The 17,328-nt window shown below is 58.5% G+C and carries 18 protein-coding genes; 15 read left to right on the top strand and 3 right to left on the bottom strand.

Annotated features, from left to right (window positions below; all coding sequences use genetic code 11):
- Nucleotides 1-75 precede the first annotated feature (75 nt).
- Nucleotides 76-1,605: a cyclic diguanylate phosphodiesterase gene (locus I6L44_RS00820; protein WP_201946350.1), complete on the top strand. Its 1,530-nt coding sequence runs from the start codon at nt 76-78 to the stop codon at nt 1,603-1,605.
- Nucleotides 1,606-1,680: 75 nt separating this feature from the next.
- On the opposite strand, the gene I6L44_RS00825 is transcribed toward I6L44_RS00820, so the two are convergent.
- Nucleotides 1,681-2,862, bottom strand: coding sequence for a PLP-dependent aminotransferase family protein (locus I6L44_RS00825; protein WP_201946349.1), 1,182 nt, complete (start codon nt 2,860-2,862; stop codon nt 1,681-1,683).
- A 205-nt stretch (nt 2,863-3,067) separates the two neighbouring features.
- Nucleotides 3,068-4,135 carry a M28 family metallopeptidase gene (locus I6L44_RS00830; RefSeq protein WP_216953001.1) on the bottom strand — a complete coding sequence of 356 codons (1,068 nt, stop codon included), beginning with the start codon at nt 4,133-4,135 and terminating at the stop codon, nt 3,068-3,070.
- A gap of 274 nt (nt 4,136-4,409) precedes the next feature.
- Between I6L44_RS00830 and trmB the strand changes: the two genes are divergently transcribed.
- From trmB to I6L44_RS00865, 7 genes are all read left to right on the top strand, one after another.
- Nucleotides 4,410-5,123 (top strand): tRNA (guanosine(46)-N7)-methyltransferase TrmB, encoded by a 714-nt coding sequence (gene trmB / locus I6L44_RS00835; protein WP_144714313.1) that lies wholly within the window; start codon nt 4,410-4,412, stop codon nt 5,121-5,123.
- Between the two features lie 48 nt (nt 5,124-5,171).
- The gene (locus tag I6L44_RS00840) at nt 5,172-5,504 is read left to right on the top strand and encodes a YggL family protein (protein WP_005348158.1); all 333 of its coding nucleotides are present in this window, start codon (nt 5,172-5,174) and stop codon (nt 5,502-5,504) included.
- Nucleotides 5,505-5,626: 122 nt separating this feature from the next.
- Nucleotides 5,627-6,547, top strand: coding sequence for a glutaminase B (gene glsB / locus I6L44_RS00845; protein ID WP_005348151.1), 921 nt, complete (start codon nt 5,627-5,629; stop codon nt 6,545-6,547).
- Between the two features lie 29 nt (nt 6,548-6,576).
- Nucleotides 6,577-7,872 carry a sulfurtransferase gene (locus tag I6L44_RS00850; protein WP_005362453.1) on the top strand — a complete coding sequence of 432 codons (1,296 nt, stop codon included), beginning with the start codon at nt 6,577-6,579 and terminating at the stop codon, nt 7,870-7,872.
- 124 nt (nt 7,873-7,996) lie between these two features.
- Nucleotides 7,997-9,172: a S8 family peptidase gene (locus I6L44_RS00855; RefSeq protein ID WP_216953002.1), complete on the top strand. Its 1,176-nt coding sequence runs from the start codon at nt 7,997-7,999 to the stop codon at nt 9,170-9,172.
- A 113-nt stretch (nt 9,173-9,285) separates the two neighbouring features.
- Entirely contained in the window at nt 9,286-9,495 is a 210-nt protein-coding gene (locus tag I6L44_RS00860) for a YgdI/YgdR family lipoprotein (protein WP_129503426.1), read from the top strand.
- 169 nt (nt 9,496-9,664) lie between these two features.
- On the top strand, nt 9,665-10,066 hold the full coding sequence (locus I6L44_RS00865) for a DUF2541 family protein (protein WP_129503427.1): 402 nt from the start codon (nt 9,665-9,667) through the stop codon (nt 10,064-10,066).
- An 83-nt stretch (nt 10,067-10,149) separates the two neighbouring features.
- Here I6L44_RS00865 and mog read toward each other — a convergent pair whose 3' ends face one another.
- Nucleotides 10,150-10,680 (bottom strand): molybdopterin adenylyltransferase, encoded by a 531-nt coding sequence (gene mog, locus I6L44_RS00870; RefSeq protein ID WP_005354170.1) that lies wholly within the window; start codon nt 10,678-10,680, stop codon nt 10,150-10,152.
- Between the two features lie 382 nt (nt 10,681-11,062).
- Between mog and I6L44_RS00875 the strand changes: the two genes are divergently transcribed.
- From I6L44_RS00875 to proX, 7 genes are all read left to right on the top strand, one after another.
- Nucleotides 11,063-11,398, top strand: coding sequence for a DUF3135 domain-containing protein (locus I6L44_RS00875; protein WP_139410235.1), 336 nt, complete (start codon nt 11,063-11,065; stop codon nt 11,396-11,398).
- Between the two features lie 235 nt (nt 11,399-11,633).
- Entirely contained in the window at nt 11,634-12,431 is a 798-nt protein-coding gene (locus tag I6L44_RS00880) for a threonine/serine exporter family protein (protein WP_216953003.1), read from the top strand.
- Nucleotides 12,428-12,895 (top strand): threonine/serine exporter family protein, encoded by a 468-nt coding sequence (locus tag I6L44_RS00885; protein WP_026035076.1) that lies wholly within the window; start codon nt 12,428-12,430, stop codon nt 12,893-12,895. Before I6L44_RS00880 ends, I6L44_RS00885 begins: the two co-directional genes overlap by 4 nt.
- 18 nt (nt 12,896-12,913) lie before the next feature.
- Entirely contained in the window at nt 12,914-13,405 is a 492-nt protein-coding gene (gene folA, locus I6L44_RS00890) for a type 3 dihydrofolate reductase (protein WP_216953004.1), read from the top strand.
- A gap of 555 nt (nt 13,406-13,960) precedes the next feature.
- Entirely contained in the window at nt 13,961-15,157 is a 1,197-nt protein-coding gene (gene proV, locus I6L44_RS00895; RefSeq protein WP_216953005.1) for a glycine betaine/L-proline ABC transporter ATP-binding protein ProV, read from the top strand.
- Nucleotides 15,154-16,308 carry a glycine betaine/L-proline ABC transporter permease ProW gene (gene proW, locus I6L44_RS00900; protein ID WP_216953006.1) on the top strand — a complete coding sequence of 385 codons (1,155 nt, stop codon included), beginning with the start codon at nt 15,154-15,156 and terminating at the stop codon, nt 16,306-16,308. Before proV ends, proW begins: the two co-directional genes overlap by 4 nt.
- A complete protein-coding gene (proX, locus tag I6L44_RS00905; RefSeq protein ID WP_216953007.1) occupies nt 16,305-17,303 on the top strand; it encodes a glycine betaine/L-proline ABC transporter substrate-binding protein ProX in 999 nt (332 codons plus the stop codon). The genes proW and proX overlap by 4 nt, the downstream gene beginning before the upstream one ends.
- The last annotated feature ends 25 nt before the right edge of the window (nt 17,304-17,328 follow it).

The following is a 17,328-nucleotide window of genomic DNA, read 5'->3' on the forward strand; positions in this document are numbered from 1 at the left end:
CAATCGCTATTATGGCGACCCTTTCGCCTGTCCACCGGGGCTGTCACCCACCATCCGAGCATCAAAGAGGCCGCCATGCCATTTCGTCGTTTGAAACTTCGCCAGCTTTACTCGAGGATTCTGGTGGCACTACTGATGGGGGGCGGGATCCTGCTGCTGGGGGTTGTTGCCGTTATCTGGCAGACAGTGACCGAGATAGAGCATGATTCCGATTCACGCTTGCAGCATGCCCGGATGATGTTTGATCGCTCCATCGGCCATGCCCGGCAAGCGGCCATCAATGTGGAGGGGATGCTTGGTCACCCCTGCAAGGAGGCGGCACAACTGCTGCGCGAACAGGTGGCCACTGTGCCTGATGTCCGCTCTGCCAATCTGGCTATAGGAAATCGTATCTATTGCACCTCGCTCTATGGTGACTACGATGGCCCCTTCAACCCTGACAGTTATGTGGATGGCAGGCTGCAACTGCTGCCAGGCAATGAGGTCACACCGGATCGCCCCCTGATCGTGCTGCGCCACGAAACGGACAAGGGGAGTGTGCTGATCGGTGTGGATGGCTACTACCTGCGCAATACCCTGGAGATCTCCAGCAAGAACTCCCCGATGGCTCTGGTGGTGGGGCAGAGGGCACTGTTTGGCTCAGGTCAGTTCGGGGCGGCGCCCTCTCCGGCAGAAGAGGGTTATATTGCCCTCGCTTCGGCCGATTTCCCCTATCAGGTCGTCACCCGGATCACGGTGCATGATTACTTGAGCCACGCATGGCGCTACTCCAGAGATACCTTGATCCTCTCTCCACTGCTGGCGCTGCTGATTGGATTCGGCACCTTCAGGCTGATGGGGCGTAGCAGCTCACCAGCGGAGGAGCTCAAGCGGGCGTTGATCGAGGAGGAGTTTATCCCCTACCTGCAGCCGGTGGTCTCCGGTGAGGATGAGCAGTGGCGTGGCTGTGAGGTGCTGATGCGCTGGCAGCATCCCAAGCAGGGGATGATCTCGCCGGATCGCTTTATCCCGCTGGCGGAAGATAGCGGCCTGATCGTGCCCATGACCAGCCTGTTGATGGCCGAGGTGCGTGACCACTTCTCCCCTTATGCCCGCAAGCTGCCGGCAAAGTTTCATTTTTGCTTCAATATCAGCGCCAAGCACTTCCAGGATCTCGACCTGTTGGCTGACTGCAAGGCCTTTCTCGACGCGTTTAAGGACAATCCCGTTGATTTGGGGTTGGAGCTGACGGAGCGGGAGCTGCTGGTGGCTGATGAGACAACCGCCCGGATGTTTGCCGAGTTGCGCAAACTGGGCGTGTTGATCGCTATCGATGACTTTGGCACCGGTCACTCCAGTCTGACCTATCTGCAGCAGTTTCAGGTCGATGCAATCAAGATTGACCGTAGCTTTGTAGAGATGATCGGTACGGATGCACTCTCCAGCCATATCGTTGAAAACGTGATTGATCTGGCGAAGCGACTTGAATTGATCCTGATCGCGGAGGGGGTCGAGAAGCAGTCGCAGGCGGACTACCTGCGGGCTCGCCACGTTGACTATCTGCAAGGATATCGCTACGGCCGCCCCATTCCGATGAAGCAGTTTTGCAAGACCCTGTTTGGCTGAACGGGTGAATGGGGAGCATAAAAAAAACCAGCGAGCGCTCGCTGGTTTTTTGTTAATACGGTTTGGCTTGGGCGTTCAGAGCATCCGCTGGAGGGAGCGGGCCAGCCGCTTGACCCCCTCCTCGATGGTCGCCTCATCGACGCAGGAGAAGCTCAGGCGCAGGGTGTTCTTGATTTCGGGGCGTACATAGAAGGGGGCGCCGGGCACGAAGGCTACCTTCTCCTTGATCGCCTCATCAAACAGGGCCATGGCGCTGATGTGGGCTGGCAGAGTCAGCCAGAGGAACATGCCCCCTTCCGGTCTGGTGTAGCTGACGCCGGGCGGGCAGTGACGGGCCAGTGCAGCCTCCATGGCAGCACGCTGGCGACCATAGACCTCCTTGATCTTCTCCAGATGGGCATCCAGTGAATTGTCGGTCAGGAAGCGGTGCAGCACCTGCTGGCTGAAGGCGTTGCTGTGCAGATCGGTGGCCTGCTTGGCGATGGTCACCTTCTTGCGCAGCCACTCCGGCACCAGCATCCAGCCCAGACGGAAGGCGGGCACCACGGTTTTGGAAAACGAGCCGAGCAGCACGGTATTGTTTGGCGCCAGCTTGGCAATGGGGGGCAGATGCTCCCCTTCGAAGCGCAGCTCGCCGTAGGGATCATCTTCCACCATCAACAGCTCGTGGCGCACCAGTCGCTCGGCCAGTGCCTCGCGGTTGGCACGGTTGTAGGAGACACCGCTCGGGTTCTGGAAGTTGGGCACGCCGTAGAGCAGCTTGGCATTGGATCCGCTTGCCAGCAGCGCATCCAGCGCCGCCAGATCCAGACCCTCTTCTTCAAGGGTGATCGGCTTGAAGGTGGGTTGATAGACAGAGAAAGCCTGAATGGCGCCAAGGTAACCCGGCTCTTCGATGATGAGATCCTGACCCTCGTCGATCAGCACCTTGCCCAGCAGATCCAGCGCCTGCTGGGAGCCGCTGGTGATGAGGATGTTGTCCGGATTGACCTGCATGCCGTGGCGGGTCAGATAGCGGTCGGCAATATATTGGCGCAGCGGGGCGAAGCCTTCGGTCGCCGCATATTGCAGGGCGGCAGCCCCTTGCTCGCGCAGCACATCCTGACAGGCCTGATCGATCGCCTTGACCGGAAACAGGTGGGGATTGGGCAGGCCACCAGCGAAGGAGATGATCTCCGGATTGGCGGCAACTTTGAGGATTTCACGGATAAAGGAAGGTTCAACCTTCTCGAAGCGCTGGGCAAAAAACGGCTGCATAGACAATTCTCTCGGCATGTGGGCGGTCGCTCCATTCGACCGCCAGGTTATCCGTTTGTATCAGATTTCAGAAATGAGGCAATGATTGTCACAAAAATCGCCAAAAAAGGCAGGTTTGGCACCTGCCCGAATTTTACCTGCCCGTGTGGCTCCCATGAATTGAAATGAGTTAGGGCGATCTTGTTTTGTGGACAAGCAACTGACCTTACAAACCCGGTTCCTTGAGGAAGCGGATCATCAGGTCGGTGTTGGCGCCAAGTTGGCTTTCTACTCTGCCTGGGAATAGTTCCGCCATCTTGTCGAGGCGGTCGTACTGGGTGTGCCAGATTTTTCCCCACTGGGTTTCGCTGTCACGATCGCAGGCGCTCTTGGTGGTGGCGTCATAGCAGTCCCACAGCGCTGGATTGGTGCTTTGGGAGTAGCCGTCATAGCCATCAGCGCCGTTGATGGTGAAGTTGGTCGCTTCAACGTAGGCGATCGGCACCCCCAGGCAGGCAAAGGGAGCGTGATCTGACCAGCTGCCAGTCTCCCCTTCCGGATAACCGCTGTAGCTGGGATGAATGGCAAACGGGGTCGCAGTCTGTTTGGAGAGGGTAAGCAGGCGATCCCGCACCTTGGGATCGAAGCTGTAGCGGCTCGGATCTGTGCAGTTGTATTCGGCGACGTCCGAGTGGGCTGAGTGGACGTAGACGATGTCGCCCCCGGCGATGGTGTCGTAGTTCACCATCGCCAGCAGCTTGGCGACGGCGGTGCTGTCGAGGCTGGCGGCATAGGCTTTGGAGCCGTTGAGACCGTTCTCCTCCGCCCCGAAGAATGCAAAGCGAACCGTGTATGGCAAGGTTTGTCCTTTAAGCGCCTCAGCCACTGCCAGTAGGGCTGCGACGCCAGCGCCGTTGTCGGTGGCTCCTTCAGAACCTTTCTTGTCGCCCGTACTGTCGTAGTGGGCGCCGATCAGGATCACCTTGTCACTTGTGCCCTTGAGCTCAGCGATCAGGTTTTGGGAGTTTTTACTGGCGCCGCTTTTGGTGTAGGTGAAGGGTTGGCGTTGCACATCGTAGCCCCAACCGGTCAGATGGTCCTGGATCCATGCCGCGGCACGAGTTTCTGCCTCTGTCCCCGTGGGGCGCGCGCCAATCCCTTCTGCGGTTGAGCTCAACTGCACCAGATACTCATAGGCCTGCTCGGCGGCAGCAGGGGTTTGTGAGTTATTTGTTGATGTGTCGCATCCCGCAAGCAAAGTGGTGATGGCAAACGCCAATGCTCTGTATTTCATACTGCAATCCTTTGTTGTGTATGGTTTTATTTGCGCAGGCAGCATGTACTCGACGCGTGACCGATTCTGTGAACGGGTCGGCATTTGTCAACTGTTGTCAATGAAATGGAGAGAGATGAGGGATTTGTTTCGCGAAACACTTGCGCCTTGGGCCTATCTTGGGATAATTCGCTCCCCTGTTTTCGCGGGTCGATGAAATGCCGAGCCGCGAGCGGTCCCGCTAGGGATCGGACACAAGATGTATTACCCGGATTGATGAAATAACGAGACCATTATGCCTGTGACCCAAGATGTATTTAACGAAGACGGCAAGTTCATGCGCAAGATCCGCAGCTTTGTCCGTCGCGAAGGCCGCCTGACCAAAGGGCAGGAGAAGGCCCTGGAAGAGCTCTGGCCGGTCATGGGCATCGATTTCGAGCCAAAGCAGCTCGATCTGGTCGCACTGTTTGGCCGTGAAGCACCTGTGGTGCTGGAGATCGGCTTTGGCATGGGCGCCTCTCTGGTGGAGATGGCCAAGAATGCCCCCGAGAAAAACTTCATCGGCATTGAAGTGCACTCCCCGGGCGTGGGCGCCTGTCTGGGTACCGCTCAGGAAGCGGGCGTCACCAATCTGAAGGTGATCTGCCACGATGCGGTCGAGGTGCTGGAGCACATGATCCCGAACGGCTCACTCTCCTGCCTGCAGCTCTTCTTCCCGGATCCCTGGCACAAGAGCCGTCACCACAAGCGTCGCATTGTACAGCCTGCGTTTGCCCAGGATATTCGCCAGAAGCTGGCCATCGGTGGCATGTTCCACATGGCGACCGACTGGGAAAACTATGCCGAGCACATGCTGGAAGTGATGAGCGCCGCCGAGGGTTACGAGAACACCTCTGCCACCGGCAACTGGGTGCCTCGTCCGGACTGGCGTCCGCTGACCAAATTTGAACAACGTGGCCACCGTCTCGGCCACGGGGTTTGGGATCTGATTTTCAAGCGTGTCAGCTAAGCTGGCACGTCAACACACCTAGCGTATCAACTAACTTGAGGAGCTATCATGGCCAATCGTAGCCGCCGCCTGCGCAAGAAACTGCGCGTCGATGAATTCCAGGAAATGGGTTTCGACATCAGTTTCAACTTCCCGGTCGGCACTGCCGAAGAGACCATCGATGCGGTAGTCGATGCGATGATCGATGAGGTTGTTGAACCCCGTAAACTGGCTTTTGCCGGCTCCGGTCACCTGGCCTGGGAAGGGATGATCTGCACCCAGCAACTGGGCAAGTGTACCGAAGAAGACCGCGCTGCCGTCAAATCCTGGCTGGAAGGCAAGGGGATGGAAGCCGTGGTCGTTACCGAGCTGTTCGACCTCTGGTACGGTGAACCGGCCTGATACAAGGCTGCCGCATCTGGCGCCTTGTTGTGGGTAACTGAAAAATCCCGCCGCTGGCGGGATTTTTGTCAGTGGGGATGGGATCTCCACCGCTGTTTTAGTCATGGAATCGCTTATTGCTTATGGTGTTGTCATCCGAATTACTGGCCAGCATCCTTGAAGAGGTGCGCCCGTTGCTGGGACAAGGCAAGGTGGCCGACTACATTCCGGCACTGGCTCAGGTACCGGCCGATCGGCTTGGTATCGCAGTCTGTACCGTCGAGGGGGAGCTGTTCACCGCCGGTGACGCTTTTGAACCCTTCTCCATCCAGAGTATCTCCAAGGCCCTGAGCCTGACCCTGGCACTCACCCTCTATCAGGAGGAGGAGATTTGGGCCCGGGTTGGCAAGGAGCCCTCCGGCCAGCCCTTCAACTCGCTGGTTCAGCTCGAGTTCGAGCAGGGGATCCCCCGCAACCCCTTTATCAATGCCGGGGCGCTGGTAGTGAGCGATCTGCTGGAGACCCGCCTCACTGCGCCCCGTCAGCGTACCCTCGAGCTGGTGCGCCGTCTTTCCGGCAATCCGGCCATCATGGCGGATCAGGTGGTCGCCCGCTCCGAATATCAGCACTCTGCCCGCAACGCCGCCATCGCCTATCTGATGAAGGCCTATGGCAACTTCGAAAACGAAGTGGACAAGGTGCTGCAAAGCTACTTCAATGCCTGTGCCATTCGCATGAGCTGCGTCGATCTGGCGCGGGCATTCATCTATCTGGCCAACCGTGGTGTGCCACTGGGCGAGAGCGTGCCACTGTTGCCAGCCCGCACCACCAAGCAGGTCAACGCCCTGCTCGCCACCTGCGGCCTTTATGACGAGGCGGGCGATTTTGCCTATCGGGTCGGCATGCCGGGCAAATCGGGTGTCGGCGGCGGTATCATCGCCCTGATCCCGGGCGAGCTCTGCGTCTGTGTCTGGTCGCCGGAGCTCAACAAAGCCGGCAACTCGCTGGCGGGCACGGCGGCGCTGGAGCTGCTGGCCGAGCGGCTGGGTCGCTCCATTTTTTAACCTTGTTCACTATGAATCGAGAAATCACCATGAAACGACATCTTCGCTTCCTGCAGGCCGCGCTGGCGACCTTACTGCTCTGGTGTGCCCTGCCCGCCGTGGCAGGGGAGTTGCCACCGCTCTCGCTGGCCGATGCCAAGGCCAAACAGGCGGTCATTCTGGATACCCGCGCCAGCTACTTCTATCAGGGGTGGCCGATGGAAGGGGAGAAGCAGGGAGGTCATGTGGCGGGCGCCGAGAACCTCTCTGCCGAGTGGAAATACAGCGATGAAGAGTGGCCAAAGGCGCTCGAGATCAAGGGGCTGAAGGCCGATCGTCCGGTTGCCCTCTACGGTGCGTCCCGCGAAGTGGCCGAGGTGGCCCGTCTGCTGCGCAAGCAGGGGATCAAGCAGCTGTTCGAGCTGCAAGGGTGGCAAGCCGCACCGCGCGAGTCGCTGGCACGCTGGCAGCAGCTGGTCTATCCGCGCTGGTTGGCGGATCTGCAAGAGGGCAAGCCGGTTGCCGCTGCGCCCAAGGGTGACTGGAAGCTGTTTGAAGTGGATTGGGGTTCACCCAAGGCCTACCTCATCAGCCACATCCCGGGGGCCGGATATATCGATACCAACAGCCTCGAAGAGGAGCCGCTGTGGAACAAGGTCTCTGACGAAGCGCTCAAGAAGCTGCTGCTGGATAACGGCATCCGTCACGACACCACCGTCATCCTCTATGGTCGCAACACCATGGCGGCTGCCCGTGCCGCGCACCTGATGATGTATGCGGGGGTGAAAGATGTACGCCTGCTGGACGGTGGTCTGGATGCCTGGTTTATCCAGCACCTGCGTACCGAAACGGGTTTGCCCAACAAATATGAGCCGGTGAAGGAGTTTGGCGTGGCCATTCCCGCTCACCCTGAGTACTACACCACGTTAAGTCAGGCGAAAGAGTTGCTCAAGCAGCCCGATAGCGCACTGGTCAGCGTGCGTACCTGGGACGAGTTTGTCGGCAACACCTCAGGTTACAGCTACATCAAGCCAAAGGGCGATATCCCGGGGGCCAAGTGGGGTCACGGCGGGGTGGATGCCAACAGCATGAGCGATTTCCACAACCCGGACGGCACCATGAAGCCGGCCCGCGAGATCCTCGCCATGTGGGAGCAGTGGAATATCGAGCCAACTCAGCAGGCTGCGTTCTACTGCGGTACCGGCTGGCGCGCCTCCGAGGCCTTCTTCTACGCGTGGCTGATGGACTGGAAACAGATCAGCGTCTACGACGGCGGTTGGTACGAGTGGAGTTCCGATCCCAAGAACCCGACCGTGACCGGTGAGCGTCAGCCTGCCAAGTCATGATTGCGCTCTTGCGCTGAAAAGAAGAGGCCGGACAGATGTCCGGCCTTTTTGTATCCGCTCGTGCCTGCGCCAGCCTGCCACTACACTTTGCTGGTGGCTATCAGGTCGATGGAAGGAGTGACTGATGAGACGGATATGGACAGGCCTGCTGGTGGCAGGCGTACTGGCACAGGGGGTAATGGCTGCCGAACGGGCTCGTTATCTGGTGCAACTCAAGCCGGGGGCGGAGGCCGCTGTGCTGGCCCAAAGCAAGAGGATGGGGGGCGAGCTGGCCCTGCAACTGCCCGAGCAGCATGCGCTGGCGCTCTGGTTGCCAGCTGCTGCAGCGACAGCGCTGGCGCGCAACCCCAACGTGCTGTGGGTGGAGCCGGATGCCAAGCGTTATGCCAGTGCCGAGACCCTGCCTTATGGCATTCCCATGGTACAGGCGCCACTGCTCAGTGACGCGGCGGCGGGAGAGGTGCTGGTGTGTATCATCGACTCGGGCTACAGCGGCAATCACCCGGATCTGCCCCATGGAGCCCAGGTGCAAGGCAGTGACAATGTCGGCACGGGCAGTTGGAGCAGTGACGAAAACGGTCACGGCACCCACGTAGCAGGCACCATAGCCGCCGTTGGGGGGAACGACATGGGGGTGGTCGGCGTATTGCCGGCTCAGAACGTTCCGCTGCATATCATCAAGGTGTTTGGTGCCAACGGCTGGGCCTATACCTCCAACCTGGTGGGGGCTCTCAATGCCTGCAAGCAGGGGATGAGCAGTCGTGGCTTTACTCGCATGGTCATCAACATGAGCCTAGGGGGCAATGTGCCCAGCAAGACGGAAGAGCAGGCGTTCAATCAGGCTTACAGCCAGAATGTGTTGAGTGTGGCGGCGGCGGGCAATGCGGGCAACACCAGCAAGTCCTATCCCGCCTCTTACAGCAGTGTGGTGAGCGTGGCTGCTATCGATGGCAGCAAGCAGTTGGCTTATTTCTCGCAACGCAACGATCAGGTGGAGCTGGCGGCCCCCGGTGTTGCTGTGCTGTCGACCGTGCCGAGTGGTTACGCCAGCTACAGCGGTACCTCGATGGCGACCCCTCATGTGGTCGGGGTCGCCACCCTGGCCTGGTCACAGCGGCTGGAGTGCAGCAATGATCAACTGCGCCAGACCCTGCGCAGCAGCGCCCAGGATCTGGGGGCTGTCGGACGGGACAACAGCTATGGCTATGGTCTGGTGCAGGCCAGAGCCGCGGCAGATCGGCTGGCACTTGGCTGTGGTTCCGGTACCGGTAGCAGTGGCAAACCGGGTGGTCGCAAGTAACTGATTTTTGATGGTGATCTCACTTTATTGTGCAAGTTTCCGACTGCCTGCCGGATTGGAGTAGGCTGGATATGACACCCTCGTGGTGAGGGTGAAAGGAGAAGAGTGCGCCTATGAAAAAACTGATGATGATCCTGGTGTGCGCCCTGGGGCTGGTAGCATGCAGCTCCCAATACATCATGAGCACCAAGGATGGCAAGATGATCACCACAGAGAGCAAGCCCAAGCTGGACGAGAGTACCGGTATGTATCGCTATTACGATCATGAAGGGCGTGAGGTGATGATCAATAAAGAAGATGTGACCCAGATCATGGAGCGTTGAGCGCTCATATGCAGTCAGGGCCGCAATATGCGGCCCTTCACATTTTTACCGGCAAATTCCTCCATTTTCTCAGGCAATCGCCCCTCTTTCGCCGCAAATGCGCGTTCGGGTACAGCTTCCGTTATGGTTCGGTCCGTATTATTGCACTCCGTTTTTTATTGGAGGTGTTATGTCCCTGATGTCTATCTGGAATTCCCGTTTTTCCGCGCGCACCCTGCTGGGTGGTGTCTTGCTGGTGGTGGCGTCAGCCAGCCATGCTGGCGATGATCAGTTCACGCTGGGGCGGACTATTTTGCTGGGGGCCGGTGATCATGGTGCGACAATTCCTTTGGTGATTTGCCGTCAGACCAAATATATCAAGGTGAAGGCAGAACGTGATTTGACCCTGGATCGGGTGGTGGTGACCTATGGTGGTGATCGTACCAAAACCATTCGCTTCGATCGGGAGATGAGCAGTGATAAAGAGACCGAGTGGAAATCACTGGGTTCGCGTCGTTGTGTGAAAAAGATCGAAGTGTACGGTAATTCAGAGCGCAGCAAAGCGGGCGTAAAAGTATTCGGCCGTAAATAATCGATGCATTTTGTCTGCACGAACAGATGAGCTAAAAATAATGGCGAGCCGTGGCTCGCCATTATTTTTTATGGTCGGCTTTGCTATTTTTTCGGCCGAAATGGCTTGATGACAGTTTCATCGCACTCAAGATACGGCCCTTCCATCAAATCGATGCAGTAGGGGATGGCGGGGAATACTGCATCCAGACACTCGCGGATCGATTTGGGCTTGCCCGGCAGATTGACGATCAGGGTATCGTCGCGCAGCCCGGCAGTCTGGCGCGACAGAATGGCGGTCGGCACAAACTTGAGGGATTCGGCCCGCATCAGCTCGCCAAAGCCCGGCATCATGCGATCACACACCGCTTCGGTCGCTTCCGGCGTGACATCCCGCTTGGCCGGGCCGGTGCCGCCTGTGGTGACGATGAGACAACACTGCTCTTCATCCGCCAGCCGGATCAGGGTCGCTTCAATCTGATCCTGTTCATCGGGGATCACCTGATAGACAGGTTCCCACTCCGAGGTCAGATAGGCGTTCAGGGTGTCGATGATGGCCTTGCCGGAGAGGTCTTCATAGATGCCCGCGCTGGCGCGATCGCTGACGGTGACGATACCGATTTTTGCCTTGCTCATGGTCTGCTCTTGAATGTCCGATAAAAGTGGCAATTAAAATAGCATAATCAGTGAGATATGTTAAATCGTCGGAAGGAGCTACTGGTCATTTTATGGATGATAAAGAGTCGAATGAAGCAAAATTAATTTATCCCGACTTTTATTGGAAATAAAAAACATAAAAAAGCAGCCTAAAATGTCTAAGTGTTTTGCATGCTCTTTCTTTTTTAAGCAAATGTTTGTTTCTGCATGTTATTTCAATGGATGATTTTCATCATGGTTGCCATTTTAATAACGATTACCTGAGTGGTGTGGTGAGCTCTTTGCCGCTCGGTCGTATATAAAGTTTTATATGGCTGGTTCCTCAAGTTGTAGAGCCAGCAATAGTCGCCAAGGAGGGCATATGGAGTTGCCTGATTTTGACACCCTGAAGGAGTTGGCTGCGAGTGAGCCTTCCCGGCTGGATGCGATCCTGAGGCAGCAGATAGACCAGTTGATGGCCCGGGCTAGCCCGGATCAGCAGCGCCGTCTGCGCGGATTGCAGTTCAAGATTGATGGTCAGCGTCGGCTGGCTAAAAACAATCTAGACAGCTGTATCCGGATTGCCAACATGATGCGGGAATCCTTTTATCTGATGCGCAGCGAAATGATCCAGTTCAGAGAAGAGGGAGAGCCTCCGCCTGAAAACGATGGCAGTGGTAAAATAATCCGTCTGGCGGACTATCGACGTCGTAAATAATCTGCAAGAAACTCCTTGGTTGATATTTCAGCCAAATCGGTGAGGTCATAATAAAGGGAATTGCTGACGACCTGATTGTTATGGTTTTTAATGTTAGTCGTAATGTATTTGTGATGTAATCTCTTTTCTCCTTCTTGTAATAAATTATTAGTCAGGTTGTGATTGAGGTGGATGAATAACGGTAAAAGTTAGGCTAATATGGCCGAAATTTTTATTGCTACGACTCGAAGGGATTATGAGAAGTATCACACCAAGACGGGTGTTGTCGCGGGAGCAACAGACAGAGATCACCCGCATTATCGTCAAGGTGGGTCAGTTGTTGGCCCAGTTCGGGGCGGAGAGCCGGATCATCGAACAGACCACGGTGCGACTGGGGATGGCGCTGGGGTTGGAGAGTGTCGAAATGGCTATCTCGTCGAGCGCCATTGTGCTCACCAGTCTCTATCAGGGCAGCTGTGTCACCACTACCCGGCGGGTGCGTGAACATGGCATCAACATGCAGGTGGTGTGCGAAATCCAGCGGATCTGCATCATGGCGGAGAAAGAGCTGATCGGCGCACGGGAAGTGCGCCAGCGACTCGAGGCCATTGTCCCCTTCCATTATCACCCCTGGCTGGTGGTGCCCATGGTAGGGCTCTCCTGTGGAGCCTTTAGTCTGCTGTTTGGTGGTGATTGGCCCATCTTCCTGGTGACCTGCTTCTCGTCTGCCGTCGCGATGCGGGTGCGCCAGCTGATGGCCCGCCATCATCACAGTCCGCTCATCAACTTTGCTGTAACCGGCTTTATCGCCACCTTGCTCTCCTCCAGCGCCACCTTCTTCAACTGGGGTGACCAGCCCTATCTCGCCATGGCGGCCAGCGTGCTGTTGCTGGTGCCGGGCTTTCCGCTGATCAATGCGGTCTCCGACATGGTGAAGGGCTACTTCAACATGGGCTTGGCCCGCTGGGGGACTGCGACCCTGCTGACCATCAGTGCCGCCATAGGTATCATTTTGGCCATGTCGGTCACCGGGATCTGGGGGTGGAAAGTATGATGGATTTGCTCTGGCTACTGGCCAAGGATGCCTTCTGGTCCTCCATCCCGGCGGTGGGGTTTGCCATGCTGTTCAACGTGCCACCGCGAATGCTGAAGTATTGCGCCATGGGCGGCGCGCTGGCCCACAGCCTGCGTACCCTGCTGATCCACTATGGTATGCCCATCGAGTGGGCGACGCTGGCGGCAGCGACCACGGTCGGCTTTGTCTGCGTCTATTGGTCGCGCCGTCTGCTGGCGCCGCGTCCGGTGTTCAGCGTTGCCTCCATTATTCCGATGATCCCGGGCAGCTATGCGTTCAAGACCATGATTGCGGTAGTGGAGCTCAACATCAATGGCGTGACCATGGAGTTGATCCAGAGTGCGGTGGAGAACGGCCTCAAGGCGCTCTTTATCGTCGGTGCCCTCAGTTTCGGTTTGGCGATCCCCTCTCTGGTCGTGTACCGTAACCGCCCCATAATCTGACAGACGGTGAGAGGCCCCATGAAGATTTCCATGATTGCCGCCATGGCCCACGACAGGGTGATCGGCAAGGACAACCAGATGCCCTGGCATCTGCCTGCCGATCTGGCTCAATTCAAGCGTGTCACCCTCGGTAAACCGGTATTGATGGGGCGCAAAACCTTCGAATCCATCGGTCGACCGCTACCCGGACGGCGCAATCTGGTGATCAGCCGCAACCCCGACTACCGGGCCGACGGCGTGGAGGTGATCGACTCGGTGGACGCGGCGCTGGCGCTGCTGGCCGGCAGTGACGTGGCCGAGCTGATGGTGATCGGAGGCGGTCATCTCTACGGCCAGCTGCTGCCACGGGCCGACAGGCTCTATCTGACCCGCATCGATCTGGCGGTGGAGGGTGATACCCGCTTTCCGGCCTTCGACGAGGGCGACTGGTCGTGCATCGAGCGCGAGTCACATCAGCCTGACGAGAAGAATCCCCACTTCTACTGTTTCGAAACCTGGCAGCGGCGTTGACGGGCGGCGTTACCGCTCTGGCTGATAGCCCCTTGTGTTGCACAAGGGGCTTTTTTCGCACGGGCTATTTGCCAGAAGCTCCGTGTCAGCAGGCCGATTGTCCAGAGGTGGCAGGGCGATCTCATCGCGGCGTGTGAACGCACCTTCATCCTCTGCTCTGCCCCTCCTCTGCTCCTTTTCTTGTCCCCCAATCTGTCCTCATTGTGACCAATAAATGGTTAGATATGTAATTATTTGGTCGCTGTTGATTATCTGGATGGCGCGTCACACAGTTACCGTCATTAACCTGCATTTTCTTGCGCTTTTTTGATTGTTTTTGAATGATTTTTCCCAGTGCATCTTCGTTTTATATGGAAGATTTTATGGATAAGACCAGGCTTTGTTCGGTTTTTATTGATAAAAATAACTTTTTAAAATCAATTGTTTATTTTGTGGTTTGCTTTTGGGGACTCTATTGGTTCTTTTGTTTTGGGTGTTTATTGCTTAGTGTAAAAAGCAGTTGGCTCGCGTTCGGCAGGTTAATCACCAAGATGTCGACCATGAAAAAAGGACAGTATGACAGTCAAACTCGAGGTTAAATCACTCTACAAAATCTTCGGCGATCAGCCGGAAAAAGCGTTCAAATTGCTGGCGAAAGGGCATGACCGCGCCAGCATCCTGCAAAAAACCGGGCAGACCCTGGGGGTCCAGGATGTCAATCTGGCCATCGACGAAGGGGAGATCTTCGTGGTGATGGGCCTCTCCGGCTCGGGCAAATCCACCCTGGTGCGTCTCTTCAACCGGCTGATCGAGCCGACCCGCGGCCAGGTACTGATCGATGGCGAGGACATCGCCGCCATCTCCGACGGCGAGCTGCGTCAGGTGCGGCGCAAGAAGATCAGCATGGTATTCCAGTCCTTCGCCCTGATGCCGCACCTGAGCGTGCTGGAAAACACCGCCTTCGGGCTGGAGCTGGCCGGTGTGCCGCTGGCGGAGCGCCAGCAGAGCGCCCGCCAGGCGCTCCATCAGGTGGGGTTGGGTCAGTGGATCGATGCCTTCCCCGATGCCCTCTCCGGCGGCATGAAGCAGCGGGTCGGCCTGGCCCGCGCACTCGCCAACGACCCTGACATCCTGCTGATGGACGAGGCTTTTTCGGCGCTGGATCCGCTGATCCGCACCGAGATGCAGGACGAGCTGCTCAAGCTGCAGGCCAGCCAGCAGCGCACCATCGTCTTCATCTCTCACGATCTGGACGAGGCGATGCGTATCGGCGATCGCATCGCCATCATGCAGGACGGCCAGCTGGTGCAGGTCGGCACCCCGGACGAGATCCTCAACCAGCCCGCCAATGACTATGTGCGCGCCTTCTTTCGCGGGGTGGATCTGGCCAACGTGTTCAGCGCCCGCGACGTGGCCAGCCGCAAGCAGATGCCGCTCATCAAGAAGCACACCACCGACGGGCCGGGCAACGCCCTGCGCCAGCTCAAGGAGCAGGAGCGGGAGTTCGGTTACGTGGTGGATCGCCGGCGTCGCTTCATCGGGGTCGTCTCGGTGGAGTCGCTCGGTCATGCAGTCAGGGCCAAAGGCAGCCTGGAGCAGGCGCTGCTGGCGGACATCCGGCCCATTATGGCGGACACCGCCCTCAACGAACTGATCAGCCAGGTGGCGGCCGCCCCCTGTCAGGTGCCCGTGGTCGAGGAGGATGGCACTTATCTGGGCCTCATCTCCAAGGCCAACCTGCTGAACACCCTGGACAGGAGTACCCCGGCATGAAGCTGATGAATCCCAATTTTTTACTGAGCGGGCTGCTGGCCCTGGTGCTGCTGGCGAGCCCCGCCCTGCGTGCCGATGAGGTGGCGGCCGACCCTTGGGGCGCCACGGCTTCTAGTGCCACCGAGGTGGCCGATCCCTGGAGTGATACCGCCACCGCCGCCACCGACTGGCAGAACCAGATCGAGACGGTGGATACCACAGCTGCTGTCGACTGGCTGGATCCCTTCCAGCAGGCGTTGGTGCCACTGGACAGCTGGGTCGAGGATGGCATCGGCTGGCTGGTGGACAACCTGCGTCCCGTGTTTCAGCTGATCCGTGCACCGGTGGAGCTGGCGCTGGGCGGCATGACCCATCTGCTGCAGACGGTACCTTCCACCCTGATGATCGGTCTGCTGACCCTGATCGCCTGGCAACTGGTGAACGCTCGCATGGCGCTGGGAACCCTGTTCTCACTGGTGGTGGTGGGCCTTATCGGCGCCTGGTCCGATGCCATGGTGACCCTGTCGCTGGTGCTGACCTCGCTGTTCTTCTGCGTGCTGATCGGGCTGCCGGTCGGCATCCTGCTGGCGAGGAGCGAGCGACTGTCGCGCTGGACCCGGCCGCTGCTGGATGCGATGCAGACTACCCCGGCCTTCGTCTACCTCATCCCCATCGTCATGCTGTTCGGTATCGGCAACGTGCCCGGGGTGGTGGTGACCGTCATCTTCGCGCTGCCGCCGATGATCCGGCTGACCATGCTGGGCATTCGCCAGGTGCCTGCGGATCTGGTTGAGGCGGCCCACTCGTTCGGTGCCAGCCCCTCTCAGCTGCTGTTCAAGGTACAACTGCCGCTCGCCATGCCCACCATCATGGCCGGGGTCAACCAGACCCTGATGCTGGCACTCTCCATGGTGGTGATCGCCTCCATGATTGCGGTGGGGGGCCTCGGCCAGATGGTGCTGCGCGGCATCGGCCGGCTCGACATGGGGCTTGCCTCCATCGGCGGCCTCGGCATCGTATTGCTGGCCATCGTGCTCGACCGCCTGACCCAGGCGATGGGACAGCCGGATCGCAGTCGTACCGGCCGCTGGTATCAGCGCGGCCCCGCCGCCCTGCTGCTGCGCCTGCTCGGCCGTGACAAGTCTATCGATTACAAAGGAGTAAATGCATGAGGCTCATTACCAAGACGCTGACCCTGGGTTCCCTGCTGTTGAGCTCCCAACTGCTCGGCCCGCTCGCCATGGCCAGCACCGAGCTGCCGGGGGAGGGAGTGCGCGTCCAGCCCCTGCAGAGCTCGTTGCCGGAGGAGAGTTTTCAGACCCTGTTGGTCAGCAAGCTGATGGCGCGCCTCGGCTATGACGTCCAGCTGGCCCAGGAGGTGGATTACAACGTGGCCTACGCCTCGGTGGCGCAGGGGGATGGCACCTTCCTCGCCTTCAACTGGATACCGCTGCAAAACAACAAGTATGAGCAGGCTGGCGGCGACAAGGTGTTCTTCCGTGAGGGCACCTATGTGGCCGGGGCCGCCCAGGGCTATCTCATCGACAAGCAGACCGCGACTCGCTACGGCATCACCAATCTGGGTCAGCTCAAGGATCCCAAGCTGGCGGCGCTGTTTGACGGCGATGGCGACGGCAAGGCCGACCTGGTGGGTTGCAATCCGGGCTGGGGCTGCGAAGAGGCGATCAACCGTCATCTGGCCGGGTTTGGCCTGACCCCGACCGTCACTCACAAGCAGGGCAACTACGCGGCGCTGATCGCCGATACCCGTGCCCGTTACCAGGCCGGCAAGCCGGTGCTCTACTACACTTGGACCCCCTACTGGCTCAGCAGCGAGCTGGTGCCGGGCAAGGACGTGGTGTGGCTGGAGGTGCCCGCCGACGGCCCTGATGCGGCCAAGACCCGGCTGCTGAACGGCAAGAACTATGGCTTCCCGGTCAACACCATGCATATAGTGGCCAACAAGCAGTTCGCCGAGGCCAACCCGGCAGCCGCCAGGCTGTTCTCCATCGTCAAGCTTCCGCTCAATGACATCAACGTGCAGAACGGCCTGATGAACAAGGGGCAGAACAAGCCGGCGGATGTGGAGCGTCACGCCGACGCCTGGCTCAAGGGCCACGAGGTGCTGGTGAACGACTGGCTGACCCAGGCGCGCGCCGCCAAGTAATGAGGGGTGGAATGCCACCCTTTTG

Source organism: Aeromonas sp. FDAARGOS 1414, from assembly GCF_019047065.1.
Taxonomy (GTDB): Bacteria; Pseudomonadota; Gammaproteobacteria; order Enterobacterales; family Aeromonadaceae; genus Aeromonas; species Aeromonas veronii_A.